Annotated in this window: 21 protein-coding genes and 1 pseudogene; 10 read left to right on the top strand and 12 right to left on the bottom strand. The window is 64.1% G+C overall.

Going from position 1 to position 25,377, the window contains the following annotated elements:
- Positions 1 to 12: 12 nt before the first annotated feature.
- Complete coding sequence (gene hda / locus RCH10_RS04360; protein WP_323496576.1) at positions 13 to 699, bottom strand: DnaA regulatory inactivator Hda; 687 nt, start codon at positions 697 to 699, stop codon at positions 13 to 15.
- 133 nt (positions 700 to 832) lie between these two features.
- Between hda and purM the strand changes: the two genes are divergently transcribed.
- Together purM and RCH10_RS04370 are read left to right on the top strand one after the other, a co-directional pair.
- The gene (purM, locus tag RCH10_RS04365) at positions 833 to 1,885 is read left to right on the top strand and encodes a phosphoribosylformylglycinamidine cyclo-ligase (protein ID WP_323496577.1); all 1,053 of its coding nucleotides are present in this window, start codon (positions 833 to 835) and stop codon (positions 1,883 to 1,885) included.
- A gap of 51 nt (positions 1,886 to 1,936) precedes the next feature.
- Positions 1,937 to 3,052 carry an AI-2E family transporter gene (locus RCH10_RS04370; protein ID WP_409051435.1) on the top strand — a complete coding sequence of 372 codons (1,116 nt, stop codon included), beginning with the start codon at positions 1,937 to 1,939 and terminating at the stop codon, positions 3,050 to 3,052.
- Positions 3,053 to 3,067: 15 nt separating this feature from the next.
- On the opposite strand, the gene yccS is transcribed toward RCH10_RS04370, so the two are convergent.
- The 4 genes from yccS to murJ all read right to left on the bottom strand — a co-directional run bounded on the left by yccS (position 3,068) and on the right by murJ (position 8,383).
- The gene (yccS, locus tag RCH10_RS04375; protein ID WP_409051436.1) at positions 3,068 to 5,344 is read right to left on the bottom strand and encodes a YccS family putative transporter; all 2,277 of its coding nucleotides are present in this window, start codon (positions 5,342 to 5,344) and stop codon (positions 3,068 to 3,070) included.
- A 128-nt stretch (positions 5,345 to 5,472) separates the two neighbouring features.
- The gene (locus tag RCH10_RS04380; protein WP_409051437.1) at positions 5,473 to 5,901 is read right to left on the bottom strand and encodes a bleomycin resistance protein; all 429 of its coding nucleotides are present in this window, start codon (positions 5,899 to 5,901) and stop codon (positions 5,473 to 5,475) included.
- Positions 5,898 to 6,746, bottom strand: coding sequence for a SirB1 family protein (locus RCH10_RS04385; RefSeq protein WP_409051438.1), 849 nt, complete (start codon positions 6,744 to 6,746; stop codon positions 5,898 to 5,900). Before RCH10_RS04385 ends, RCH10_RS04380 begins: the two co-directional genes overlap by 4 nt.
- Before the next feature lie 74 nt (positions 6,747 to 6,820).
- Positions 6,821 to 8,383, bottom strand: a complete 1,563-nt coding sequence (murJ, locus tag RCH10_RS04390) for a murein biosynthesis integral membrane protein MurJ (protein ID WP_323496582.1) — start codon at positions 8,381 to 8,383, stop codon at positions 6,821 to 6,823.
- A 108-nt stretch (positions 8,384 to 8,491) separates the two neighbouring features.
- Between murJ and rpsT the strand changes: the two genes are divergently transcribed.
- Entirely contained in the window at positions 8,492 to 8,806 is a 315-nt protein-coding gene (rpsT, locus tag RCH10_RS04395) for a 30S ribosomal protein S20 (RefSeq protein ID WP_187052670.1), read from the top strand.
- A 126-nt stretch (positions 8,807 to 8,932) separates the two neighbouring features.
- Here rpsT and RCH10_RS04400 read toward each other — a convergent pair whose 3' ends face one another.
- Positions 8,933 to 9,250 (bottom strand): DUF3579 domain-containing protein, encoded by a 318-nt coding sequence (locus RCH10_RS04400; protein WP_187052671.1) that lies wholly within the window; start codon positions 9,248 to 9,250, stop codon positions 8,933 to 8,935.
- Positions 9,251 to 9,407: 157 nt separating this feature from the next.
- On the opposite strand from RCH10_RS04400, the gene RCH10_RS04405 reads away from it, so the two are divergent.
- The 5 genes from RCH10_RS04405 to kynA all read left to right on the top strand — a co-directional run bounded on the left by RCH10_RS04405 (position 9,408) and on the right by kynA (position 14,574).
- Positions 9,408 to 10,613, top strand: a complete 1,206-nt coding sequence (locus RCH10_RS04405; protein WP_409051439.1) for an aspartate aminotransferase family protein — start codon at positions 9,408 to 9,410, stop codon at positions 10,611 to 10,613.
- The gene (gene argF, locus RCH10_RS04410) at positions 10,610 to 11,542 is read left to right on the top strand and encodes an ornithine carbamoyltransferase (RefSeq protein ID WP_409051440.1); all 933 of its coding nucleotides are present in this window, start codon (positions 10,610 to 10,612) and stop codon (positions 11,540 to 11,542) included. Before RCH10_RS04405 ends, argF begins: the two co-directional genes overlap by 4 nt.
- 208 nt (positions 11,543 to 11,750) lie before the next feature.
- Positions 11,751 to 12,401: an arylformamidase gene (gene kynB / locus RCH10_RS04415; RefSeq protein WP_409051441.1), complete on the top strand. Its 651-nt coding sequence runs from the start codon at positions 11,751 to 11,753 to the stop codon at positions 12,399 to 12,401.
- Complete coding sequence (kynU, locus tag RCH10_RS04420) at positions 12,398 to 13,711, top strand: kynureninase (protein WP_409051442.1); 1,314 nt, start codon at positions 12,398 to 12,400, stop codon at positions 13,709 to 13,711. Before kynB ends, kynU begins: the two co-directional genes overlap by 4 nt.
- 26 nt (positions 13,712 to 13,737) lie before the next feature.
- A complete protein-coding gene (gene kynA, locus RCH10_RS04425) occupies positions 13,738 to 14,574 on the top strand; it encodes a tryptophan 2,3-dioxygenase (RefSeq protein WP_409051443.1) in 837 nt (278 codons plus the stop codon).
- A gap of 21 nt (positions 14,575 to 14,595) precedes the next feature.
- Here kynA and RCH10_RS04430 read toward each other — a convergent pair whose 3' ends face one another.
- The 5 genes from RCH10_RS04430 to RCH10_RS04450 all read right to left on the bottom strand — a co-directional run bounded on the left by RCH10_RS04430 (position 14,596) and on the right by RCH10_RS04450 (position 21,223).
- Positions 14,596 to 15,780 carry an FAD-dependent monooxygenase gene (locus RCH10_RS04430; protein WP_409051444.1) on the bottom strand — a complete coding sequence of 395 codons (1,185 nt, stop codon included), beginning with the start codon at positions 15,778 to 15,780 and terminating at the stop codon, positions 14,596 to 14,598.
- Between the two features lie 5 nt (positions 15,781 to 15,785).
- On the bottom strand, positions 15,786 to 16,037 hold the full coding sequence (locus RCH10_RS04435; protein WP_409051445.1) for a DUF6587 family protein: 252 nt from the start codon (positions 16,035 to 16,037) through the stop codon (positions 15,786 to 15,788).
- Positions 16,038 to 16,052: 15 nt separating this feature from the next.
- On the bottom strand, positions 16,053 to 17,948 hold the full coding sequence (locus tag RCH10_RS04440) for a ferrous iron transporter B (RefSeq protein WP_409051446.1): 1,896 nt from the start codon (positions 17,946 to 17,948) through the stop codon (positions 16,053 to 16,055).
- Positions 17,941 to 18,249, bottom strand: a complete 309-nt coding sequence (locus RCH10_RS04445) for a ferrous iron transport protein A (RefSeq protein WP_409051447.1) — start codon at positions 18,247 to 18,249, stop codon at positions 17,941 to 17,943. The genes RCH10_RS04440 and RCH10_RS04445 overlap by 8 nt, the downstream gene beginning before the upstream one ends.
- A 103-nt stretch (positions 18,250 to 18,352) precedes the next feature.
- On the bottom strand, positions 18,353 to 21,223 hold the full coding sequence (locus RCH10_RS04450; protein WP_409051448.1) for an aconitate hydratase: 2,871 nt from the start codon (positions 21,221 to 21,223) through the stop codon (positions 18,353 to 18,355).
- Between the two features lie 136 nt (positions 21,224 to 21,359).
- On the opposite strand from RCH10_RS04450, the pseudogene RCH10_RS04455 reads away from it, so the two are divergent.
- Positions 21,360 to 22,003, top strand: a pseudogene (locus RCH10_RS04455) (helix-turn-helix domain-containing protein).
- Between the two features lie 133 nt (positions 22,004 to 22,136).
- Positions 22,137 to 22,637 carry a pyridoxamine 5'-phosphate oxidase family protein gene (locus tag RCH10_RS04460; RefSeq protein WP_409051449.1) on the top strand — a complete coding sequence of 167 codons (501 nt, stop codon included), beginning with the start codon at positions 22,137 to 22,139 and terminating at the stop codon, positions 22,635 to 22,637.
- Between the two features lie 107 nt (positions 22,638 to 22,744).
- On the opposite strand, the gene RCH10_RS04465 is transcribed toward RCH10_RS04460, so the two are convergent.
- Positions 22,745 to 25,354, bottom strand: coding sequence for a bifunctional aconitate hydratase 2/2-methylisocitrate dehydratase (locus RCH10_RS04465; RefSeq protein WP_409051450.1), 2,610 nt, complete (start codon positions 25,352 to 25,354; stop codon positions 22,745 to 22,747).
- Positions 25,355 to 25,377: the final 23 nt, after the last annotated feature.

Genomic DNA, 25,377 nt, shown 5'->3' on the forward strand with positions numbered 1-25,377 from the left:
GTTTGGTAGCTCTTACTCATTTTCAAGCATCGCGCGAATCAACGGGATCGTGATCGCGCGCTGCGTTTGCAGTGCATAGCCGTCGAGCTGATCCAACAGCTCCATCAGGCTTCCCAGGTCGCGGCTGAATCGATGCAGCACATAGTCGAGCACATCGTCCGACAACATGACGCCGCGGGCATCGGCGGCCTGGCGCAACACCGCGCGGCGCTCGGGTTCGCTCAACACCTGCAAGTGAAACACGTGCCCCCAGCCAAGCCGTGTGCGCAAGTCTTCACGCAACGGCAAGTCGGCCGGCGGCAGCGCGCCCGCTGCCACCACGCCACGCTGAAGCGTCTGCGCGTTGACGAACCAGTTAAAGGCCGCGTGCTGCTGCACCGCCGTGTAGAGATGGACGTCGTCCATCAGCACGGCGCTCCATCGCTCATCGAACTCGATCGGCTCGATCACACCTGCATGCAGCCAGCCGACGGTTGCGCCTTGCTCCCGCAATGCGACCCGAACCGATTCGAGCAAATGCGTCTTGCCGCTGCCGCCTTCGCCCCACAGGTACGTCGGAACCGGGGAATGCAATGCGGGGCCTGCACCGGCACCGACCCACAACTGCAGATGCCGCAGCGTCGCTTCGTTCGGGCCCGCAAAGAAGCCCGCGAAGGTCGGACCTGTGGCAATGCCGATGTCGAGCGCCAGCTGTTTCATCCCGGAAGGTTCATGGAGGAGGCCAATGGAGCGAGGTGTCGCGGCCCTTAAAATCGTGAGGAATTCTATCGGCCCAGCCACCATGGTCGCCGGCGCCTGTCTCTGTTCAGCCCTCTTCTTCTATCGACCGCCCATGACTTCTTCTTCGTCCACCCCGCTCAGCTACAAGGATGCCGGCGTCGATATCGATGCCGGCGACGCGCTGATCGAGCGCATCAAACCGCTCGCGAAGAAGACGATGCGCGAAGGCGTTTTGGCTGGCATCGGCGGCTTCGGCGCGCTCTTCGAAGTGCCCAAGCGCTACAAGGAGCCGGTGCTGGTGAGCGGCACCGATGGCGTCGGCACCAAGCTCAAACTGGCTTTCGAATGGCAGATGCACGACACGGTCGGCATCGACCTCGTCGCCATGAGCGTCAACGACGTGCTGGTGCAAGGCGCCGAGCCGCTCTTCTTTCTCGACTATTTCGCCTGCGGCAAGCTCGACGTCGACACCGCGGCAGCCGTGGTCGGCGGCATCGCACTGGGTTGCGAACTCAGCGGCTGCGCGCTGATTGGGGGCGAGACGGCCGAGATGCCGGGCATGTACCCGAACGGCGAATACGACCTCGCGGGCTTTGCCGTCGGCGTTGTCGAAAAATCGAAGATCCTGACCGGTCAGAGCGTCCAACCCGGCGACGTGGTGCTCGGCCTCGCCTCGAGCGGCGTGCATTCCAACGGGTTCAGCCTGGTGCGCAAGGTGATCGAGCGGGCGCAGCAACCCGACGGTGACGGCTTGCCCGCGACGCTCGATGGTCAGCCCTTCCGCCAAGCGGTGATGCAGCCGACGCGGCTGTATGTGAAGCCGGTGCTCGCAGCGCTCGCTGCCCATCCGATCAAGGCGCTGGCACACATCACCGGCGGCGGTTTGCTCGAGAACATTCCGCGCGTGCTGCCAGAAGGCACCGCCGCGCACCTGAAGAAGGGCAGCTGGCCAAAGACCGAGCTCTTTGCGTGGCTGCAAAAGATCGCTGGCATCGACGACATCGAAATGAACCGGACCTTCAACAACGGCATCGGCATGGTGGTCGTGCTCGACGCAGCCGAAGCCGCCGCCTGCGCCGAAACGCTGCGAGCCGCCGGTGAAGCGGTGTACGAGATCGGCACGATCGCGGCGCGCGGCGATGGCGCTGCTGTCGTCGTGGCCTGAGCAGACGTCAGTCCGTCCGTCTCTGTCCGCCCGTTTGCATCACACCGGCACATGGCCCGTTCGAACAAGTCTCCCGAATCTGCAGTTCTCGCTCGCAGCAGTGCGCAGCCGCCGCGCGTCACAGCGGCCGAGCGACCTGCGTCTCGCACCGTCGTGATCGCGAGTTACCTGCTCATCACCGGCGGACTGCTGCTGGTGATGTGGAAAGACCTGCTTCCCGGCCTGCTGTTCGTTTGCATCGGATTTCTTGCGACCCGCGCGTTTGCGCGCGGTATCGAGAGTCTGGTGCGCCGCGCTCTGCCCGCCCGCATGGGTCATCCGATCACATCGACCTTGCCCGGCGTGCTCGCGGCTGCTTTCGTGGTGCTCGCCCCCATCGGGCTGGTCGCGCTCGTCTTCGCCGAGGCGCGCGAGTTCGTTCTCAATGCGCCGGAGCAATACAAGGAATTGCTGGATTACATCGCGCGCACCGTGCTCGAACTGAAGCTCAAGCTGCCTGAGACAGTGAGCGTGTATCTGCCCGACGGCGCTGCGGAGGTTCAGCGCATGGTTGCCAGCTATTTGCGTACGCAAGCTGGCGCGCTGGCGCTCACGGGCCGGGCCTGGCTGGGCGGATTGCTGTTCGCTTACGTCGGGTTGATCGTCGGTGCGCTGGCCGGCGTCTCGCGCGGGCATCTGGTGCAAGGTCCGCTGGCGACGCAATTGGAGCAGCGCATACGGTTGTTCGGCGAAGCCTTTCGGCAAATCGTCGCAGCCCAGTTCTGGATTGCAGCGTTCAACACGCTGCTTACCGCAGGCTTTCTCTTGCTGCTGCTGCCGTTGTGGGGCATGCGTCTGCCATACGAGCCGGCGCTGATCACCTTGACATTCGTGGCGGGGTTGGTGCCGATCGTAGGCAATCTCTTGTGCAACACGGTGCTGACGCTGGTCGGCCTGTCGGTGTCGCCTGCGGCTGCCGCTGCATGCCTCGTATTTCTCATCGTGATCCACAAGGGCGAGTACGTCATCAACGCCAAAGTGGTCGGCACCAAGACACACATGGCGGTGTGGGAGTTGCTGGCCGTGATGTTCGTGGCCGAGGCGGTTTTCGGGCCTGCCGGCCTGGTGGCGGCACCGCTGTTCTATGCGTACCTGAAGAAAGAGCTGGAAGCGAATCGGCTGGTGTGAAGCGGCGATGTCTGGTCAGGTGGCCGCTGCAGCCGGGTTCGGTACGGGCGTGGCTTCCGGTGCATCCGGGTCCATCCACTTCGCCGCATGGCTGCGCAGTGCATCGAGCTGCAACCAGATCAACGCGAGCTGCGTTCGCACCAGACGAACTTGCGCATCGTCAGCGCCTTCCGTGATGTCTTCGGCCAGTGCATTGAGAGCTGCGCGCGCGGCCAATGCAGCCGGCGTCTCGTTCCAGTAAAGATTGCTGCCGCCAAGCCCCTCGGTCAAACGTTCTAACGCCAGCGCAGCCTGTTCGGCCGCTTCGCGCAAGACGACCGCACGCGGTACGTCCCGCAACACTTCGCGATGGGCGCCGAGCGCCGACAGATAGCTCAGCATGGTGTGCGACTGGATCAAAAAGCGCAGGGCCACGCCGGCACGCGGCCGCACGAAATTCGGCTCACGGAACATCTCGGAAACTGCCGTCGACAGCGCTGCATCCGAGTTGTGCGCATTGCGTCGTGCAAGACGGTAGTCGAGATCGTCGCGGGCGCCCGAACGATATTGCTCGACGATCTGCCGCAGATAGCCCGCGTGGTGCCGCATCGCCAGCGCCGCCAGTTCGTGAATGCGCCGACCCTGCCAGTGCGGCAGCACGAACAGCACGGCGAGCCCGGCGATGATGCTGCCGATGGCAGTGTCGAGCAGGCGCGGCACGATCAACACCTCGCTGTCGCCGACCTGGTTGAAGCACATCAGCACCAGCAAAGTCATCGCCGCGGTGGCAACGAGATAGCGCGTGGTGCGCGTCGCGAAGAAGAGCACGCCGGCGGCCACGGCGATCATCGATTGCAGCAATGGCTGCGGAAAAAGATCGAGCAAGGCCCAGCCCACCACGACACCGATCACGGTTCCGGCGATGCGCTGCCCCATTCGCGCAACGGTGTCGCTATAGCTTTGCTGGCAGACGAAGAGCGTGGTGAGCAAAATCCAGTAGCCCTGCGCCGGATGGATCGCGCGCATTACGCCGTAACCGACGGTCAGCGCAATGGCCAACCGCATCGCATGGCGAAACAGCGGTGCGCGCGGCGTGAACTGCCGTTGCACGCGCTCGGCGGCATCGCGCCAGGAGCGCGGCGACCGGTCGAGCAGGCTCATGTCGGTGCGGCCGAGGCCCGCGGCCGGGTGCGCGGTGTGGCTGGCGCCGGCCAGTTGACCGTCGAGCTGCGCGAGGTTGCGCGCCAGCGCTTCGACGGACGGCAGCAAGGCCGCCCGCGCCGCGCGATCCTCTGACTTGGCCGCGTCCGGGGAATGCGCGTCCGCCTCGGCGCGCGCATGTTCAAGGGCATTCCGCAGTTCGGCCAATGCCTGAACGCTGTAGCCGTCTGACACGAATGGCTGGCGCCGCGCGATCGACTGCCCCAGTTGTTGGCAGGCGCGTCCCTGCAGCCCGAGCACACGCTGGCAGCGATAGAGCAGGTCGCTGTGAAAGAACGCATCGGCCAGCGCGTTGTAGTCATCGTGAGACGAACTCGCCCGCTCGTGCACATCCTGCGCGATCAGGTACAGGCCGCGATAGCGTGCGATGCGACCGGTCGGCGCCCGTGCGCCGATGCGGCGAAAGATGCTTTCCTTGGCATTGTTGAGTTCGGTCACCACGGTCGCATTGAGCTGCGCCAACGCGAGCCGTTTGTGCTCGATATTGACGTCCCGCAACGGCTCGAACAGCGACGCCTTGAACTGCACGTAGTCACCGAGCACGGTGAAGAGCCGCACCAGCATCGCCTGCACGGGTTGTGCAGGAAACATGGCGCACCACGCCACCGACAGCACGCCGTACCAGGTAGCGCCCGCCAGCAAGAGCAATGGTTCACGGTCGTGCGGCACTCCGGAACTCAGCGCGTTGTCGGCGGCGAGCGTGGCGTACAGCGCCAGGATCAGCGTGGCGTAAGCGATGGCTTTATAGCGCGCTCCAACGGCGCCGAGCATCGTCAACACGAAGGCTGTCAGCGCCAGTGCGGAGATAAACAGCGGCGGCCAATCGAAGAGGAATTCGACCGAATAAGCCGCCGCCACGAAGCAGGCCAGCGTAACCACCTGCGCCCGGAACCGGCCGCGCCAGCTGTCGTCGGTTTCGGCCAGCGCGCTGGCGATGGCACCAAGAAAGAGCGGGATCATCACGTCCTGCCGCTCGGTCAGCCAGCAGGCGGCCATCAGGCTGCCGAGCGCGAGCAGCACGCGCAATGGTTGGGCGCGCGCAGCGAGCGCGCGCCAATGCTGGCGCAGGGCATGGAAGGACGAATTGGACATAGCCATGTAGTGGCGCAGGATGCGTGCCAAGTTGCTGCGACCCCAGTTTGCGACTGCCGCCGCGCTACCCATTTGATAGCGTCATCTGCAGGCGCAGCGCGCGCGGTGGTTGGTTTTGGCGGCGACGCCTAGACGTAGCCGCAGAAGCGCAGCGCATGACCGTCGGGTTCACGAATTGCGAACTCGCGCAGGCCCCAGGGCTGCGAGACGGGTGATTCGATCACCGTCACGCCGCGCTTCAGGTAAGCCTCGTGCAAGCCGTCGACATCGTGGCCAACGTGGATGACGATCTCGCCCCGCCACTGCCGCGTCTCGCGCGCATTGCATTGCCAGAGGCGGATGTAGACCGGGTCACCGTGGGTGCGATCACCCTTCTTGACGCGCGCATAGCTCGGCGGTTCGCCAGCGATGAAGTCAAGCTCGAAGCCGAGCACGTCGCAGAAATAGCGTGCGGCACGCGCCGCATCGGCCACGGGCAACACCGGCTGGATGCCGTGGAATCGATGCAACGTGCCGAGGTCGACAACGCCGAGCCGCGGAACAGGCGCGGTGCTCATGCCACGCGCCGCAGCGTGGCTACGCGCTCGGCGATGACGTCGATGTCGAGCGCGTCGTCGGCGTGCGTCAGGTAGGTTTCGAGATCGCGCACCGCCTCCGAGGTATTGCCTTGCTCGGCATGGGCAAGGCCGCGGTCGCGGTGCTCAGACCATGCGTCCGGCAACAGGGCCACGAGGCGATCCTGCACCGCGATGGCGCGTTGCCAGTCTTCCTGCGTGCGATGCACTTCCTTCAGATTGCGCAGCATGCGCGCGATGATTTCACGGGGTGCCGCGGGCTGCAGGTACAGCCCGAGCGGCACATCGAAATCGTCGACCAGGCCATTGCTGCGCTTGTACGGCTCGAGCCGCTCGCCGAGTTCTTCGCGCGAGAGTGATTTGCCGGTGAAAGGGTCGATCACGACCTGTCCTTTCGGCAAGGTCACCTTCAACATGAAGTGACCCGGAAAGGCAACGCCGCGTGCGTGCAGCCCGAGCCCCTGCGCCAGCTCCATCCACAGCACCGCGAGCGAGATCGGGATGCCGCGGCGGGTGCGCAGCACGGCGTTCAGATAGCTGTTGTCCGGGTCGTAGTAGTCGTTGACGTTGCCGCCGAAACTCAGATCGTGAAAGAAGAACTGGTTGAGCAACCGCAGCCGTTGGAGCGGCGCGGCATCTGCCGGCAGGCGGCGCTTGAGCCGGGCCAGCAATTGGTCGACATCGCCGAGGACCTGTTGCACATCGAGCTCGGGGTACTCATCCTGCGCCAGGCTGGCGGCGGCTTCGAGCAACGGAAAGTGGTCGTCGCTCTGCACGAGCGAGCCGAAATACTCAAGAGCGGTGGGCGCTGAAAAGCGGAGGGACATGTGTCTTTGTAGTGGAGGCATCCGGGAGCGTCAAGCTCTGACGCAGGGACCCGTTCAGCGCTGCGTCGACGAGCTCAACGCCGCATGAAGCTGCGAAGCTTGACGCCGACCAGCGCCAGCGTTGCAAAGTAGAGGGCCGCGGCACTCACGACGATGCCTGCCAGCAGCCCGACACGCAGCAGGCGCTGTTCGCGCAGGGCGATCCAGTCGAAGTGCTGGTTGCCCCACACAAGCAGCGCGCCCAGCACCACTGTCCCGGCCAGCACTTGCGCAATGAAGCGGCCCCAACCGGGTTCAGGCTTGAAGCTGCCGGCCCGGCGCAGGCCGATCAGCAGCAGCAGCGCATTCACCAGCGTCGCGATACCGATCGACAGGGTCAGCCCTGCGTGCTGCATCTGCGGCACCAGAAAAATGTTGAGCACCTGCGTCAACGCCAGCGCGCCGAGGCTGATGCGCATTGGCGTGCGCATGTCGTGCCGCGCGTAGTAGCCGGCGGCAAGCACCTTGATGGCGACGATGCCGAGCAGGCCGGTGCCGTAGCCCATCAAGGCCGCCGTGGTGCGCTGCACGTCGAGCGCGCTGAACGCGCCGTTGTGAAAAAGCACCGCTACCAGCGGCTGCGGAAACACCAGCAGCGCGACGGCGCACGGCACGGTGAGCAGCACCACGAGGCGCAGGCCCCAGTCGAGCATCGCCGAGTAACGGATGTCATCCTTGGCGGCACGCGCGGCGGCGAGTTGCGGCATCAGCACCACGCCCAGCGCCACGCCGAGCATCGCGCTGGGGAACTCCATCAGCCGATCGGCGTTGGTGATCCAGGTGACGCTGCCTTCGGCCAGATGCGATGCGATCTGCGTGTTGATAAGCAGCGAAATCTGGGCGCCGCTGACACCGATGAGCGCAGGCAGCATCAGCCTGAGAATCTTGCGCGTGGTCGGGTCGGCCCATGCAGCTCGGAGGGCGGCCCATCGCACGCCGATGCGCGGCAGCATGCCGAGCGAGCGCAGCGCAGGAATTTGCAGCGCCAGTTGCAAGATGCCGCCGACCATCACGCCGATGCATTGCGCATAGATGGGCTCGATGCCGTAGCGCCTGAAAAGCGGCGCACCGAGCACGATCGACGAAATCAGCGCCAGGTTCAGCAAGACCGGCGACGCGGCGGGCACGACGAACTTACGCCACGTATTGAGAATGCCGCCCGCCAACGCCACCAGCGACATGAAGCCGATGTACGGAAACATCCAGCGCGTCATGACGACCGCGCTGTCGAAGCCGCCCGATTGCTTCAGTCCACTGGCCATTGCCCACACCATCAGCGGCGCGGCCACGACGCCGACCACGCACAGCACCACAAGGGTCCAGGTCAGCAACGTGCCGACGTGGTCTATGAGCTGCTTGGCGCCTTCGTCGCCGTGCTCCGTCTTGCAGGCGGCCAGCACGGGTACGAAGGCCTGACTGAAGGCGCCTTCGCCGAGCACGCGACGAAACAGGTTGGGAATGCGAAACGCGACGTAAAAAGCGTCGGTGAGCGCGCTGACGCCGAACACCGAGCTCATCAGTACGTCGCGCACGAGGCCGGTGATGCGCGAGGCCAGGGTCAGCAGCGAGACGGTGGAGGCAGAGCGAAAAAGTGACACCGGGCGAGTGTATGTGCGCACCGTGCCGCTGCGGATGGCGTCTTGTCCGGCCCCGCTTATAATGGAAGGCTTTGCTGCATCATCCTCAGACACTAAAGGATCCGAATCATGGCATCAGCCAAACCCAAGAAAAAGAACCCCCGCCTCGCATCGGGCCGTAAACGCGTCCGTCAGGGCACGAAACTGAACGCTGCGAATACCTCGCTGCGCTCCAAGTACCGCACCGCGGTCAAGAACGTCGAAAAGGCTGTTCTGGCCGGCGACAAGACTAAGGCGACCGAACTGTTCGCCAAGGCACAAAGCATTGTGGACACGGTTGCCGACAAGGGCATCTTCCACAAGAACAAGGCAGCTCGCGACAAGAGCCGCCTCTCGACGAAGGTCAAGAACCTCGTCCTGGCGCCTGAAAAGGCCGCCGCCTGACACCAGTCAGGCAAACAGCCCGGACGGGTCTCCCGTCCGCCGTTTGATCGGGGTGCGCTGCAGCAAAGTGAAAAAACCGCCTTCGGGCGGTTTTTTCATGTCTGCGCTCTTTGCACTATGTGAGTTCTAAGCCTTCTTGGCATCCGGCACGCCGCAAACCTCACCGACCTGCAACCCGTTGTCGCGGGCGAAGTTCATGACGAAGTCCCAGGCCATGACCTCGTGCTCGCGCAGTTCGCGATTCACGATCACGCACTTGACGCCGTTGATGGTGGTCGGAACGCACCAAGGCGAATAGCTCAAATGATCGCCTGGCACGGCGCCGCCTGGCCTGAACGAACTCATGACGCCCGCCAGACGTTCGGCCCAATCGCTGGGGCGAAATGCACGGCCATCACTCGTGATGCCCTGAACAAAGATGACTTGAGAGGCGGGGGAGTCCATGAATCGAGTTGAACTGCAACAAGATGCTGCAGTGCACCATGATTTTAGCCATGCGCTCTGCACAGGACGTGCCAAGGGCATTGCTGTGATGCGGAATCGTCACCGCTTGCGACGATGACGCCGCCTAGAATTCCCCTTCCTTTTTCCGGAGTTCCGCATGAGCGCCCCAGTGCAACCCACCTCGCCCCACGTCATGAACACTTACGGTCGGCTGCCGATCGCGCTGTCGCACGGCCAGGGCTGCCGAGTCTGGGACACCAACGGCAAGGCTTATCTGGACGGACTGGGCGGCATCGCGGTAAACACGCTCGGCCATAACCATCCAGAGCTGGTGCCGGCGTTGCAGGACCAAATTTCGAAGCTGATTCACAGCTCCAATTACTACCACGTGCCCGGCCAGGAGCAACTGGCCGCCAAGCTCTGCGAACTGTCGGGGCTGACCAACGTGTTTTTCTGCAGCACCGGTCTGGAAGCCAATGAGGCGGCCCTCAAGCTGGCGCGCAAGTTCGGTCATGACAAGGGCATCGAGCGACCTGAAATCGTCGTCTATGAGCACGCCTTTCATGGCCGCAGCATCGCCACGCTGTCGGCCACCGGCAACCCGAAAATTCAGGCCGGTTTTGGCCCGCTGGTTGAAGGCTTTATCCGTGTACCGTTGAACGACATCGAGGCCTTGAAGAACGCCACCCAAGGCAATCCGAACGTCGTCGCCGTGTTCTTCGAGGCCATTCAGGGCGAAGGCGGCATCCACCCGATGGCGTTGGAATACATGAAGCAGGTGCGCGCCCTGTGCGACCAGAAAGACTGGCTGATGATGATCGACGAGGTGCAGTGCGGCATGGGTCGCACCGGCAAGTGGTTCGCGCACCAGTGGGCCGGCATCTTGCCCGACGTGATGCCGCTGGCCAAGGGCCTGGGCTCGGGCGTGCCGATCGGTGCGGTGGTGGCCGGCCCGAGGGCCGCGCACATCTTCGGCCCGGGCAACCACGGCACCACGTTCGGCGGCAACCCGCTGGCGATGCGTGCCGGCGTCGAAACCATCCGCATCATGGAAGAGCACAAGCTGCTCGACAACGCCGCCAAGGTGGGCGCTCATTTGAAGGCGGCGCTGGAGCGCGAGTTCGAAGGCTTGGCGGGCGTGAAGGACGTGCGCGGCCAGGGGCTGATGATCGGCATCGAACTCGATCGTCCCTGCGGCATCATCCTGAATCGCGCTTGCGAAGCGGGCCTGCTCCTGAGCGTGACGGCCGACACTGTGATCCGGCTGGTGCCACCGCTCATCCTGAGCACGGCCGAGGCCGACGAAATCGTCGCCCTGCTCGCACCGCTGGTAAAAGCCTTTCTGGCGGAGCCGATCAAATGACCGCAGCCACCAGCCATCCGGTTCGCCATTACCTGCAGTTCTCCGACTTCACCGCGGACGAATACGCCTATGTGTTCGAGCGCGCAGCGATCATCAAGCAGAAGTTCAAAGCCTACGAAAAGCACCAGCCGCTGACCGACCGCACGATGGCGATGATTTTCGAGAAAGCCTCGACCCGCACGCGCGTGAGCTTCGAGACGGGCATGTACCAGCTCGGCGGCAGCGTGGTGCATCTGACCACCGGCGACAGCCAGCTCGGCCGCGCGGAGCCGATCGAAGACAGCGCGAGAGTCATCAGCCGCATGGTCGACATCGTGATGATCCGGACTTTCGGGCAGGACAAGATCGAGCTGTTTGCCGAGCACTCGCGCGTGCCGGTCATCAACGGCCTGACCAACGAATTCCATCCGTGCCAGATCCTGGCCGACATCTTCACTTTCATCGAGCACCGTGGCTCGATCAGGGGCAAGACGGTGGCGTGGGTCGGTGACGGCAACAACATGGCCAACACCTGGCTGCAGGCCAGCGAGATCCTCGGCTTCAAGGTTCATGTGAGCACGCCGAGCGGCTACGAAGTCGACCAGTCGGTCGCCGGCATACGCTCGACCGACAGCTACAAAGTCTTCGAGGACCCGATGGAAGCCTGCCGCGGCGCCGACCTGGTCACTACCGACGTCTGGACCAGCATGGGCTTCGAGGCGGAGAACGAAGCGCGCCGTGCCGCGTTCGCCGATTGGTGCGTCGACACGGAAATGATGGGCGCGGCGCAACCCGACGCGCTCTTCATGCACTGCCTGCCGGCACACCGTGGCGAGGAAGTCGAAGCCGATGTCATCGACGGGCCCCAATCGGTGGTGTGGGACGAGGCGGAGAATCGCCTGCACGCGCAAAAAGCGCTGATGGAGTTCTTGCTGCTCGGCAAGCTTTGATTTCTTGCGAAGGAAGCTCTGGACCGCGGCACCACGTTCGTGAGGGTGGCGTGTGCCGTTGGTCATTTCCCTCGGATGCGCGGGCATACCGTTTCACGAGGACTTCTTGACGACACAGGCTAACGCCTCGTTCGGCCGTTCACTCAGTCACATGTGCTGTTGGAAATAACCGACACCACGACCCCTTGCGCGGCGCTAACTTCGCTGCATGACTTTCTCTTCCACCGCGCTGCGCCTCTGGGACATCTCGCCGCCGGTTTACGCAGGGGCACCGGTGTTCCCCGGCGACACGCCGTACCAACAGCGCTGGGCCGCCAGCATTGGGCCGGGTTGCCCGGTCAACGTGAGCGAGATCAAGCTGTCACCGCACGTCGGCGCGCATGCCGATGCACCCCTGCACTACGACGCTGACGGCGCGAGCATCGGCGACCTCGATCTCACACCCTTTCTCGGGACTTGCCGCGTCATTCACGTGATCGCGCGCGGTCCGCTGATCGAGTGGTCGCAAATCGCGCATGCGCTCGCCGACCTGCCGCCGCGCGTTCTGGTACGCACCTACGAACATGCACCGGTCGATCGTTGGGACGGCGACCTAGCCGCCTACGCGCCGGCCACCATCGAACGGCTTGCCGCGCTCGGCGTGCTGCTCGTCGGAATCGACACGGCGAGCATCGACCCGGCCAACAGCAAGACGCTCGACAGCCATCAGGTCATCCGCCGACTGAATCTTCGCGTGCTCGAAAACCTGGTGCTCGACGACGTTCCCGAAGGCGACTACGAATTGATCGCGCTGCCACTCAAACTCGTCAGCGCCGATGCCTCCCCCGTTCGTGCCGTCCTTCGCCAATTGCCCCAATGAGCTCCACCACCATGACACTCGACGACTGCCGCGCACTCGACCGCGAAGACCCGCTGCGCAACCTGCGCGACCAGTTCACTCTGCCCGAGGGCGTGATCTACCTCGATGGCAACTCGCTCGGTGTGCTGCCGAAATCGGCCCCCGCGCGCATTGCAGAAGTCGTCACGAAGGAATGGGGCGAAGGCCTCATCCGCTCGTGGAACACCGCAAGCTGGTTCGACTTGCCGCAGCGGCTCGGGGACAAGGTCGCGCGGCTCATCGGCGCAGCACCGGGCGAAGTTGTCTGCACCGACAGCACGTCGATCAACCTGTACAAAGTACTGTTCGCGGCGCTGAGTCAGGTCGCGCAGAGCGGATCGAACCGCAAGGTCGTGGTGAGCGAGCGCAGCAACTTTCCGACCGACCTCTACATCGCCGAGTCGCTCTGCCGCGAGCGCGGCTTCACGCTCAAGCTCATCGAAGCCGCCGACCTTGCCGCATCGCTGACCGACGAAGTGGCCGTGCTGATGCTCACGCACGTCAACTACCGCACCGGCGCCATGCACGACATGAAGGCCGTCACCACGGCCGCGCATGCCGCCGGTGCACTCACCGTCTGGGACCTGGCGCACAGCGCTGGCGCCGTACCCGTCGCGCTCAATGAATGCGATGCCGACTTCGCAGTCGGCTGCAGCTACAAGTACCTGAACGGCGGCCCCGGCGCGCCGGCTTTCGTCTGGGTCCACACGCGGCACGCGGGCCAGTTCGAGCAACCTCTGTCCGGTTGGTGGGGCCATGCCGCGCCGTTCGAATTCACCCCGCACTACAGACCCGCACCGGGTGTGAGCCGATACCTTTGCGGCACCCAACCCATCGTCTCGCTCGCCGGCCTCGAATGCGGTCTCGACACCGTCCTCGCGGCCGAAGCCTTCAACAACGGTTTCGGCAGCATGGCTGCATTGCGCACCAAATCGCTCGCGCTCACCGATGCGTTCATTACGCTGGTCGAAGCACGTTGCCCCGATCGCTTCGCGCTCGTCACGCCGCGCGACCACGCGCAACGCGGCTCGCAGGTGTCCCTCGCCATGGCGGATGCCGCCGAGGCGGATGCCAACGCGGCCTACGCCATCGTGCAGGCCTTGATCGCACGCGGCGTGATCGGCGACTTTCGCGCAGGCGATGCGCAAATGCCGCACATCCTGCGCTTCGGCTTTACGCCGCTTTACCTCGGCTTCGAAGATGTCTGGCACAGCGTGGAACACATCGTGCAGGTGCTCGAAACCGAAGAATGGAAACGCCCCGAGTTCAACCGGAAGAACGCGGTGACCTGAAACGCCAGGAGCACCGGAAGCACGCCATGAGCACCGAAAAAATCGTCGCGCAAGAGAAGGCGCAACTCGACTTCAGCACGTCGATGAGCTACGGCGACTACCTGCATCTCGACGAGATCCTGAACGCGCAGCACCCGCTCTCGCCGACGCACGACGAGATGCTCTTCATCATCCAGCACCAGACCAGCGAGCTTTGGATGAAGCTCATGCTGCACGAGCTGCAAGCCGCCATCGCCTGCGTCGCTTCAGGGGAGTTGCCGGACGCTTTCAAGATGCTCGCACGGGTCACGCGCATCATGGAACAGCTGGTGAGTGCATGGACCGTGCTGTCGACGATGACGCCGCCCGAGTACAGCGCAATGCGCCCGTACCTTGCCAACTCCAGCGGCTTTCAGAGCGCGCAGTACCGCTGCATCGAGTTCGCGCTCGGCAACAAAAATCCCGCCATGCTCAAGCCCCATGCGCATCGGCCCGATCTGCTGGCGCAGGTGGAAGCGGCATGGCGCTCGCCGTCTTTGTACGACGAGTCGTTGCGACTCCTGGCACGTCAAGGTCTCGCCGTGCCGGCCGACCATCTCGATCGCGACTGGACGCTGCCGTATGAATCCAGCGATGCCGTCGAAGCGGCATGGCTCGTGGTGTACCGGGATCCGCGCGCGCACTGGGACCTGTACCAGCTAGGCGAGAAGCTGACCGACATCGAAGACGCTTTTCGTCTCTGGCGCTTTCGGCATGTGACCACGGTCGAGCGCGTCATCGGCTTTAAGCGTGGCACTGGTGGCACGGGGGGGGTGAGTTATCTGCGCAAGATGCTCGACGTGGTGCTGTTCCCGGAGATCTGGAAGCTGCGTACCGAGCTTTGAATCGATCCGGTCAACGTTCGTTCATCCCGCATAAAGCCAAGGTTGATCGAGTAAACGCGCGCCCAGCGTGCGCATCGCCATGTCGCGACCAAGCCGCACCGGCCCGACCGCATGAAAGATGTCGCCGTTGCGCCGCGCCCTCGCTTGCACGCGTGCGTTGCGCTGCCAGCGTGCCTCGGCGTAGCGGCGGAAGGCGGCCGGCACGTCTAGCGCGCTGCCGTCGCGCAGGGCATCGGCCAGCGCCATCGCATCTTCGATGGCCATGCCGGCGCCTTGCGCAAGGTAAGGCAGCATTGGATGCGCGGCATCGCCGAGCAAGGCGATGCGGCCGTCCGCCATGTCGCCAGCCGAAGTCAGCGGGGCACGATCGAACAAGGTCCACGCGCGCCATGAGGGCATGGCTTCGAGCAGCGCCTGCAATGCTGCGCCCGTGTTGCCGGTGGCTTGCTTCAGGGCGTCGAGGCTGCTGGCCTGATCCCAGTCGCGCGCGTCGCCTGCGGGTGCCGACTCTGCGACGACGATCACGTTGAGCGCAGCACCTCCGCGCACCGGATACGCCACCGCATGCAGCTGCGGCCCGAGCCAGACATCCACGCGATCGACGTTGCGCAGCACAGCCGGCAGCGACGACATCTCGACCAGCGCGCGCCAGGCCGTGTGACCAGTGGCGCGCGGCGGCACGTCGTTGGGCACGACCTGCATGCGCACCATGCTCCACAAACCGTCGGCGCCGATGAGCGCATCGCCTTCCCAGGCGCGCGCGTCGTCGGTCGCCACACAAACGATGTCGTCGCCCGTTGCGATTTCGGTGATGCGTGCACCGCCGTTGAGAGCGTCGCTCGCATCACGCGTGCGCACGGCATCCACCAACATCGAGTGCAGATCTGCCCGGTGCACGCAAAGGTAAGGCGCTCCGTAGCGCTCCTGCATCGTCTCGCCGAGAGGCAGTTTCGCAATGGCGGCATGGCTGCCTGCGCTGCGCACCACGAGCGTCGTCGGGCGTGCAGCGATGGCCGCCAGGGGCACGCCAAGGCCGAGCGCCTGGAGCCGTCGTGTGGTGTTCGGGCCGAGCTGCACGCCAGCACCGATTTCATGGAAGGCATCTGCCTGTTCGAGCACCTCGATGCGATGGCCTCGACACGACAGCGCCAGCGCGCTGGCCAGTCCGCCGATGCCGCCGCCCGCGACGAGGATGCGCGCGGGCATCGACCTCAGTGCGTTGTGAGCGGCTTGGCGTCGGCCTTGCCGCAAGCACCACAGGTGTCGCAGGCGCCGCAGCCGGAGCTCTTCGCGAGCGATGCCGCGAGCTGGTCGGCACGCGCCTGATCGACCAGCCCCGCACGCTGCGTGCCGCTGGCCAGCTTCTGCGCCGCGCTGCGGCGCCAGCCGGCAGGCATCCAGCGCCACGTCGCATACAACGCGGCAAAAGCGACGATCAATGCGACGACGATGTTCTGGGTCATATCAACTCCGACTGTTCAGCCCCAACCAAGGGCCACCGCGATGCGGTAAGTGATGAAGCATGCGCCATACGCCAATGCGAACAGATAGCCCGCCATGATCCAGACGTATTTCCAGCTGGCCGTCTCGCGCTTGACGGCGGCCAGCGTAGAGATGCATTGCGGCGCAAAGACATACCAGACCAGCAACGACAACGCCGTCGCCAGCGACCAGGTGTGCGCGATCAACGGCTGCAGCTGGCTTGCAACTTCTTCGCCGGTCGCCGAGAGTGCATACACCGTGCCGAGCGCACCGACAGCCACCTCACGCGCCGCCATGCCCGGCACCAGCGCGATCGAGATTTGCCAGTTGAAACCGATCGGCGCGAAGATGTGCTCGAGCCCGCCTCCGATCATGCCGGCCAGGCTGTACTGAATGGCGGGCCCGGTCGCACCATCGGGCGGCGACGGAAAGGTCGATAAGAACCACAGCAGGATGGTCAGCGTGAGGATGATCGTGCCGACGCGTTGCAAGAAGATCCATGCGCGCTCGTACAAACCCAGCGCCAGATTGCGGATGCTCGGCCACCGATAGGCCGGAAGCTCCATCAGCAACGGCGAGTGCGACTGGTTGTCCCTGAAGCGCTTCATGACCCACGCCACCGCCATCGCCGATACGATCCCGAAGACATACAAAGCGAACAACACCACGCCCTGCAGGTTGAACACGCCGGCAACGCTGCGCTCCGGAATGAACGCTGCGATGAGCAATGCATACACCGGCAGCCGCGCTGAACAGGTCATGAGCGGCGCGATCATGATGGTCGTCAAGCGGTCGCGCCAGTTGCTGATCGTGCGCGTCGCCATCACGCCCGGAATGGCGCAGGCGAAGCTCGACAGCAATGGAATGAACGAGCGCCCCGACAGGCCGACGGTGCCCATCACACGGTCGAGCAGGAAGGCTGCGCGCGGCAGATAGCCGGAGTCTTCGAGGGCGAGGATGAACAGGAACAGGATCAGGATCTGCGGCAGGAAGACGATGACGCTGCCAGCCCCGGCAATCACGCCATCGGCCAGCAGACTTTGCAGATGGCCCTCGGCCATGTGCGTCTTGACGAAGGTTCCGGCCGCTTCGGTGACCGCCTTGATGGCGTCCATCGGCACGTTAGCCCAGCTGAACACAGCCTGAAACATCAGGAACAGCGTGACCGCCAACACCAGCATGCCCCACAGCGGGTGCAGCACCACCCGGTCGATGCGGTCGCTGGTCGCCAGGCTGTCCAACGGCTCGCGCACCGCCAGGCCGAGGATGCGGCGCACTTCGCGCTGGGTTGCCAGCACATCGTCCAGCGCAGGTGCTTGCCAAGGAACCGGCGCGGCCGCTGCCACGGGCGTGTCGAGCGCGGCCAGCAATGCCTGGGCACCGTCGTTTTGCACGCCGATCGTTTCGATCACCGGCACGCCGAGTTCGCGCGACAGCACAGCCGTATCGACCGTGATGCCCTGCTTCTTCGCCATGTCGGTCATGTTGAGCGCGACCACCATCGGCAGGCCGAGCTTTTTGGCTTCGAGCACCAACCGCAGGTTAAGCCGCAGATTGGTCGCGTCGGTCACGCACACCAGCAGGTCGGGCAAGGCCTCCTTGCTGCGGCCGGTGACGACGTCGCGCGTCACGGCTTCGTCGGCACTCAGCGCATTCAGGCTGTAGGCGCCCGGCAGGTCGAGCACGAAGATGCGGCGGCCGGCGGCAGTGCGCAGCGTGCCTTCCTTGCGCTCGACCGTCACGCCCGCATAGTTGGCGACCTTCTGGCGACTGCCCGTCAACAGGTTGAAAAGCGCGGTCTTGCCGCAGTTCGGATTGCCGAGCAACGCGACGCGACCCGGCTGGCCTTTGGGCGCGAAGCCGCCGGGACCGCTGATGACGGCGTCAACCATGGTGCTCGGCGCCCGGTGTCACGCGAATGAAGGCGGCCTCGTAGCGCCGCAGTGCGAAGGTGGTGTGGCCCAGGCGCACTGCAAGTGGCTCGCGCCCGGGCGCGCCGCTGGCCACGATGCGAACCGCCTCGCCCGGCACGAAGCCGATTTCGGTCAGGCGCAGCACCAGCTCCCGGTCTTCCGCACCCGTCGGGCGCAGCAGGTCCAGCACGGTCGCCCACTGATGGCTAGGAAGCTTGTCGAGGCTGAGCGCGCTCGACGGCAAAGAGGCCGCCGACGCCGCAGCAATCGTTGTTGTCATCACCCGGATATCCACAGATCAAAACGAGAATTATTCTCGAAAACTCGATCTAAGTGGAAAAAGCGGTTATCCGCCCGATGAGTTACGCGTTTTCAGACCGGGCTCAAGCCGCCAAAAGTTGCCTCAACACGAACGGCAAGATGCCGCCGTGCTTGTAGTAATCGACCTCGATCGGCGTGTCGATGCGCAGGCGCACCGTGACCTCCTGGTGCGAGTTGTCGGGCCGATGAACCACCAGCTTCACGTCCATCTGCGGCTTGAGTTCGCCGCCGATGACCACGTCGATGCGCTCGTCGCCAGTCAGCCCCAGCGTCTGCCAGGAGTCGGCGCCGCGGAACTGCAGCGGCAGCACGCCCATGCCGACCAGATTGGCGCGGTGAATCCGCTCGAAGCTGCGTGCGATCACCGCTTTGATGCCCAGCAACTGCGTGCCCTTGGCAGCCCAGTCGCGCGATGACCCCGTGCCGTACTCCTCGCCGCCGAACACGACCGTCGGAACCCCGAGCTCGATGTACTTCATCGCCGCGTCGTAGATGAACATCTTCTCGTTGCCGGGCTGAAAGCGCGTCACGCCGCCCTCTTCCTGCGTGCCCTTGTCGTCGGGCGCAATCATCAGGTTCTTGATGCGCACGTTGGCGAAGGTGCCGCGCATCATCACGTCGTGATTGCCGCGGCGCGAGCCGTAGCTGTTGAAATCTTCCTTCTTCACGCCGTTGGCCTTGAGCCAGATGCCCGCAGGCGAACTCTCTTTGATGGAGCCGGCCGGCGAGATGTGGTCCGTGGTGATCGAGTCGCCGAACAGCGCCATGACCCGCGCCGACTTGAAGCCCGCATCGGCGGCGTGCGGTTTCATCTTGAAGCCGGCGAAGAACGGCGGCTCTGCGATGTAGGTCGACTCGGGCCAGTCGTACACCTGGCCACTCACGCCTTTGATGCTGCTCCACAGCTTGCCGGGGTTCTCCTTGATCTGCTCGTAGTTCTTGCGGAACGACTTGGCATCCATCGCATGGCGCAGGTTCTCGTCGATCTCGGCCATCGTCGGCCAGATGTCGCCGAGGTACACGTCCTTGCCGCCCTTGCCCTTGCCGACGGGTTGCGTCATCAGGTCGACCATCACGTTGCCGGCGATGGCGTAAGCCACCACGAGCGGCGGCGATGCCAGAAAATTCGCCTTCAGATTCGGATGGATGCGCGCTTCGAAATTGCGATTGCCCGACAGCACCGCGGCACCGACCAGATCGTTCTTGCTGATGACCTCGTTGATCTCGGGCGACAGGTCACCGGCATTGCCGATGCAGGTCGTGCAACCGTAGCCGGCCAGGTAGAAGCCCAGCTTTTCGAGGTACTGCAGCAGATCGGCCTTGACCAGATAGTCGGTCACGATGCGCGAGCCGGGTGCCAGCGAGGTCTTCACATGCGGCTTGACGGTCAGCCCCGCCAGTACCGCCTTTTTGGCGAGCAGGCCGGCCGCCAGCATCACGCTCGGGTTCGACGTGTTGGTGCACGAGGTAATGGCAGCGATCAACACATCCCCATTGCCGATCGTCACGCCGCTGGGTGGCGCTTTGGGGGCCGACGCCACACTGTGTGCAGCCGCCTTGGTCGACCGGTTGGCGACCATTTCCACGACCTCGCGTGGCGCGCCGGCGGGGGTCGGCGGCTGCTCTTTTTCTTCCACCGATACGCCATCGTGTGCCAGCGGATAACGCATCCTCAATTTGTTGGCCGGCTGGTTGAACCCGTTGGCTTCGTTCGGTTTGCTGAACAGTTCCGAAAACTTGGTGGACATGTGACCGAGGTCGATGCGGTCTTGCGGGCGCTTGGGGCCGGCCAAGCTGGGCGTAACCGTGCCGAGGTCGAGCCGCACGATCTTCGTGTAGTTGAGCTCACCCGGCGCCGGCATGCCGAACAGGCCCTGCGCCTTGTAGTAGGCCTCGAACAACTCGACTTCCTGGTCGGTGCGACCGGTGCCCTTGAAGTACGCGACCGTCATTTCGTCGACCGGAAAGAAGCCCATCGTCGCGCCGTATTCGGGCGCCATGTTGCCGATGGTCGCGCGGTCGGGCACCGCGATCGAACCGGCGCCGGGGCCGAAGAACTCGACGAACTTGCCGACCACTTTTTCACCACGAAGAATGGCGGTGACGTACAGCACCAGGTCAGTGGCCGTCACGCCTTCGCGCAGCTTGCCGGTGAGCTCGAAGCCGACCACGTCGGGCGTCAGCATGTAGACCGGCTGGCCCAGCATGGCGGCCTCCGCCTCGATGCCACCGACGCCCCATCCGACCACGCCGATGCCGTTGATCATCGTGGTGTGGCTGTCGGTGCCGACCAATGAATCGGGGTAGTAGACGGGTACGTCGCCCTTGTCGTTCGGGCTCGTGTAGACGCCGCGCGCGAAGTATTCGAGGTTCACCTGATGCACGATGCCGAAGCCCGGCGGCACGACCCGGAAGGTGTCGAAGGCCTGCATGCCCCACTTCATGAACTGGTAGCGCTCGTTGTTGCGCTGGAACTCCAGCTTCATGTTGAGATCGAGCGCCTTGGGCGTGCCGTAGTAGTCGACCATGACCGAGTGATCGACCACCAGATCGACCGGCACCAGCGGCTCGATGGTCTTGGGTGATTTGCCGAGCGCCGCGGCCACGCTGCGCATCGCGGCCAGGTCCGCCAGCAGCGGCACGCCGGTAAAGTCCTGCAGCACCACGCGGGTGACAACGAAAGGAATTTCGTCGGTGCGCTCCGCGTTGGGCGCCCAATGCGCCAGCTCGGCAATGTGCGCGGCGGTCACCTTCTGCCCATCGCAATTACGCAGTACCGATTCGAGAATGATGCGGATCGACACCGGCAGTTTTTCGATGCCCGGGTACGCCTTGGCCAGTTCCTTCAGCGACCAGAACTTTCCGGATTTCCCCGAAGCAGTTTTGAACGTCTTGAGGGCGGAAGAGAAAGCGTGAGCGGCGTCGTGGGCCATGAAAGAACTCCTTGGTTCGGTCGTTGTACCTTGTCCGACTCAAAGATAGCAGGCTTCGAAGTCAACGCTTGTAGTCGGGACACCCATGACCCGGGAGGTCATGGCTGCCCGCCAAACGCAGCGCCAGAATGCGGTCATGACCACCGCCCCCTCGACCACGGTCCGCCTGACAGCCACTCGACCGACCGCGCCCGGCCAGCCCGGTGCGCGCGCCCCCTTCGGAGCGCACCTGCGCCATTGGCGCACGCACCGGCGACTGAGCCAACTCGACCTTGCGCAAGATGCCGACATGTCGACCCGGCACCTGAGCTACGTCGAAACGGGCCGCTCGGCGCCGAGCCGCGAAATGGTGTTGCGGCTGGCCGAGCGTCTTGAAGTGCCGCTGCGCGAGCGCAATGCCCTGCTGGTCGCGGTCGGCTCTGCGCCGATATACCGGCAACGCTCGCTCGACGATCCCGCCTTGGGCGCCGCACGTCGGGCCGTCGACCTGGTGCTCAAGGGCCATGAGCCCTATCCGGCGCTGGCCATCGACCGCCACTGGAATCTCGTGGCCGCAAACGCCTTGGTACCTATGATGATGGCGGGCTTTTCGGCCGAGTTGCTGACCCCGCCCATCAACGTGCTGCGGCTCAGCCTGCATCCCGACGGACTCGCGCCGAAGATCGCCAATCGATCTTCGGCACGCCAATCGACGTGACCTTGCAGGAACTGGAGGTGGAGTCGTTCTTTCCGGCGGATGCGCAGACCCTGGCTGCGCTGAACGCCATGGTGGCGCCGTAGCCCGCGCTGCTTGCAAGCTGCGGGTGATCCACCGTCAGTGATGGATGACATGAAGTCGCGTTATCGGTAGGCCTGCTTCTGCTGCTCGATCCCGTAACTTGAGAATCTTTCCAACTCCACAACGGGACGACTTATGAACACCACCAACGAACACGACAAGCTCTTCGACCTGATAAAGGACACACGCTTCGGCATGCTGACCCACCGTCATAGCGACGGTCAGTTGCACAGTCACCCGCTGACCACGCAGAACAAAAAGGTCGATGAGGCTTCGACGCTCTACTTCTTTGTGCCGAAAGATGGCGACATCGCCAAGCACGTGGCGAGCGACGGCAGCGTGAACGTGGCGTATGCGAACACCGATGCCGACAGCTATGTGTCTGTCACGGGTCAGGCGTCGCTGCTGGAAGATCAGGCCAAGAAGAACGAGCTGTTCAACCCTGCCGCCAAGGCGTGGTTTCCCAAGGGTCCGACCGACCCGAACGTGGGCTTGCTCGCCGTCAAGATCCTCGATGCGGAATACTGGGACGTTACCGACAGCAAGATGGTCCAGCTCTTCAAGATAGCCAAAGCCGCGATGACCGGCGATCCACTGAAAGATCTGGGCGAGCACAAGAAACTGAACGTGACCTGAGGCTCCGGATCCGGTCGCCGTACAGCGACGAAGGCCGGTACGCGGTCAAAAAAAAGCCCCGCGTCGCGGGGCTTTTTTTGTGGACAGGCGCTGCGGTGGCCTTCAGGTCAGGCCGCCACTGTGTCCGCCACCGCCTGATATTCCTCGATCTTGTCGAAGTTGAGATACTGATAGATCTGTGCGCTCGACGCATCGAGCACGCCGACGCTGTCCATGTACTCGGCCTTGGTCGGGATGCGACCGAGGCGCGAGCAGATGGCAGCCAACTCGGCGCTGCCCAGGTATACGTTGGAGTTCTTGCCCAGTCGGTTGGGAAAGTTCCGGGTGCTGGTCGACATGACCGTCGCGCCTTCGCGTACCTGCGCCTGGTTGCCCATGCACAGCGAGCAGCCCGGCATCTCGGTGCGCGCGCCGGCATTGCCGAACACGCCATAGTGGCCTTCTTCGCTCAACTGCTGCGCGTCCATCTTGGTCGGCGGTGCGATCCACAGCTTGACCGGAATGTCGCGCTTACCTTCGAGCAGCTTTGACGCCGCACGGAAGTGACCGATGTTGGTCATGCACGAGCCGATGAACACTTCGTCGATCTGTACGCCCGCCACGTCGGACAGCGTCTTCACATCATCCGGGTCGTTAGGGCAGGCACAGATCGGTTCGTGGATGTCGGCCAGGTCGATCTCGATGACGGCGGCGTAGTCGGCATCGGCGTCGCCCTTCATCAACTGTGGATCTTTCAGCCAGGCTTCTTGCGCAGCGATGCGGCGCGCCAGGGTGCGGCCGTCTGCATAGCCTTCGGCGATCATCCAGCGCATCAAGGTGATGTTGCTGTTGATGTACTCCATGATCGGTTCTTTGTTCAGGTGCACCGTGCAGCCTGCCGCCGAGCGTTCGGCCGATGCGTCACTGAGCTCGAAAGCCTGTTCGACCTTGAGGTCGGGCAGGCCTTCGATCTCCAGGATGCGGCCTGAGAACACATTGACCTTGCCTTGCTTGGCGACCGTCAACAGGCCGGCCTTGATGGCGTACAGCGGGATCGCGTTGACCAGGTCACGCAAGGTGACGCCGGGCTGCATCTTTCCCTTGAAGCGCACCAGCACCGACTCGGGCATGTCCAACGGCATCACACCGGTGGCGGCAGCAAAAGCCACCAGGCCGGAGCCGGCCGGAAAGCTGATGCCGATCGGAAAGCGCGTGTGGCTGTCGCCGCCGGTGCCGACGGTGTCGGGCGTCAGCAGGCGGTTGAGCCACGAGTGAATCACGCCGTCGCCGGGACGCAAAGACACACCGCCGCGCGTCGCCATGAAGTCTGGCAGCTCGTGGTGCATCTTGACGTCGACCTTCTTCGGGTACGCCGCGGTGTGGCAGAACGACTGCATGACGAGGTCGGCGCTGAAGCCCAGGCAGGCCAGGTCTTTCAGCTCGTCACGGGTCATCGGGCCGGTCGTGTCTTGCGAGCCCACGCTGGTCATCTTCGGCTCGCAATACGTGCCGGGGCGTACGCCCTGCTGATTGCCGTCGACCACTGGCAGACCGCAGGCGCGGCCGACCATCTTTTGCGCAAGCGTGAAGCCTTTGTGCGTGTCGACCGGGCTGATCGGCAAGCGGAACAGCGTCGACACCGGCAGGCCGAGCGCTTCACGCGCCTTGGTCGTCAGGCCGCGTCCGATGATCAAAGGAATGCGGCCACCGGCGCGCACTTCGTCGAACAGCACGTCGCTCTTGACCTGGAACTCGGCGATGACCTTGCCGTCTTTCAGCGCGCGGCCTTCGTACGGACGCAGCTCGACCACGTCGCCCATTTCCATCTGGCTCACGTCGAGCTCGATCGGCAGCGCTCCCGAGTCTTCCATGGTGTTGTAGAAGATCGGCGCGATCTTGCCGCCCAGGCAGACGCCGCCGAAGCGCTTGTTGGGCACGTACGGGATGTCTTCGCCGGTGAACCACAACACCGAGTTGGTGGCGCTCTTGCGGCTGGAGCCGGTGCCGACCACGTCGCCGACATAGGCCACGAGGTTGCCACGGGCGCGCAGGTCCCCGATGAACTTCACCGGGCCGCGCTTGCCGTCTTCTTCGGGCAAGGCACGCTCATCGAGCCCGGGGCGGGCGTTCTTGTGCATGGCCAACGCGTGCATCGGGATGTCAGGGCGGCTGAAGGCATCGGGCGCCGGCGACAGGTCGTCGGTGTTGATTTCACCGGGCACCTTGAAGATGCTGACGGTGATGCTTTGCGGAACTTCGGGCCGGCTGGTGAACCATTCGGCATCGGCCCAGCTTTGCAGCACGGCGATGGCGTTGGCATTGCCCTTGTCGGCCTTTTCCTTGACGTCGTGGAACTGGTCGAACATCAACAGGGTTTTCTTCAAGCCTTCGGCCGCGACCGGGCCGACTTCCGAGTCGTCGAGCAGGTCCACCATCGGGCCGATGTTGTAGCCGCCGAGCATGGTGCCGAGCAGTTCGGTCGCACGGGCACGCGACATCAGCAACGTCTTTTCGGTGCCGTGCGCCACGGCCGCCAGATAGCTGGCCTTGACCTTGGCCGCGTCGTCGACGCCGGCCGGCACGCGGTAGGTGATCAGGTTGAGCAAAAACTCGCCGTCTTTCGACGTCGCGTTTTTCATGAGCTCGATGACTTCGGACGTTTGCTGCGCGGTGAGCGGCAGCGGCGGAATGCCGAGTGCAGCGCGCTCGGCAACATGATCAACGTAGGCTTGCAACATCTTTTTCTCCAGAACGAGGCAGA

Source organism: Variovorax sp. GrIS 2.14, assembly GCF_046115955.1.
Taxonomy (GTDB): Bacteria; Pseudomonadota; Gammaproteobacteria; order Burkholderiales; family Burkholderiaceae_C; genus Variovorax.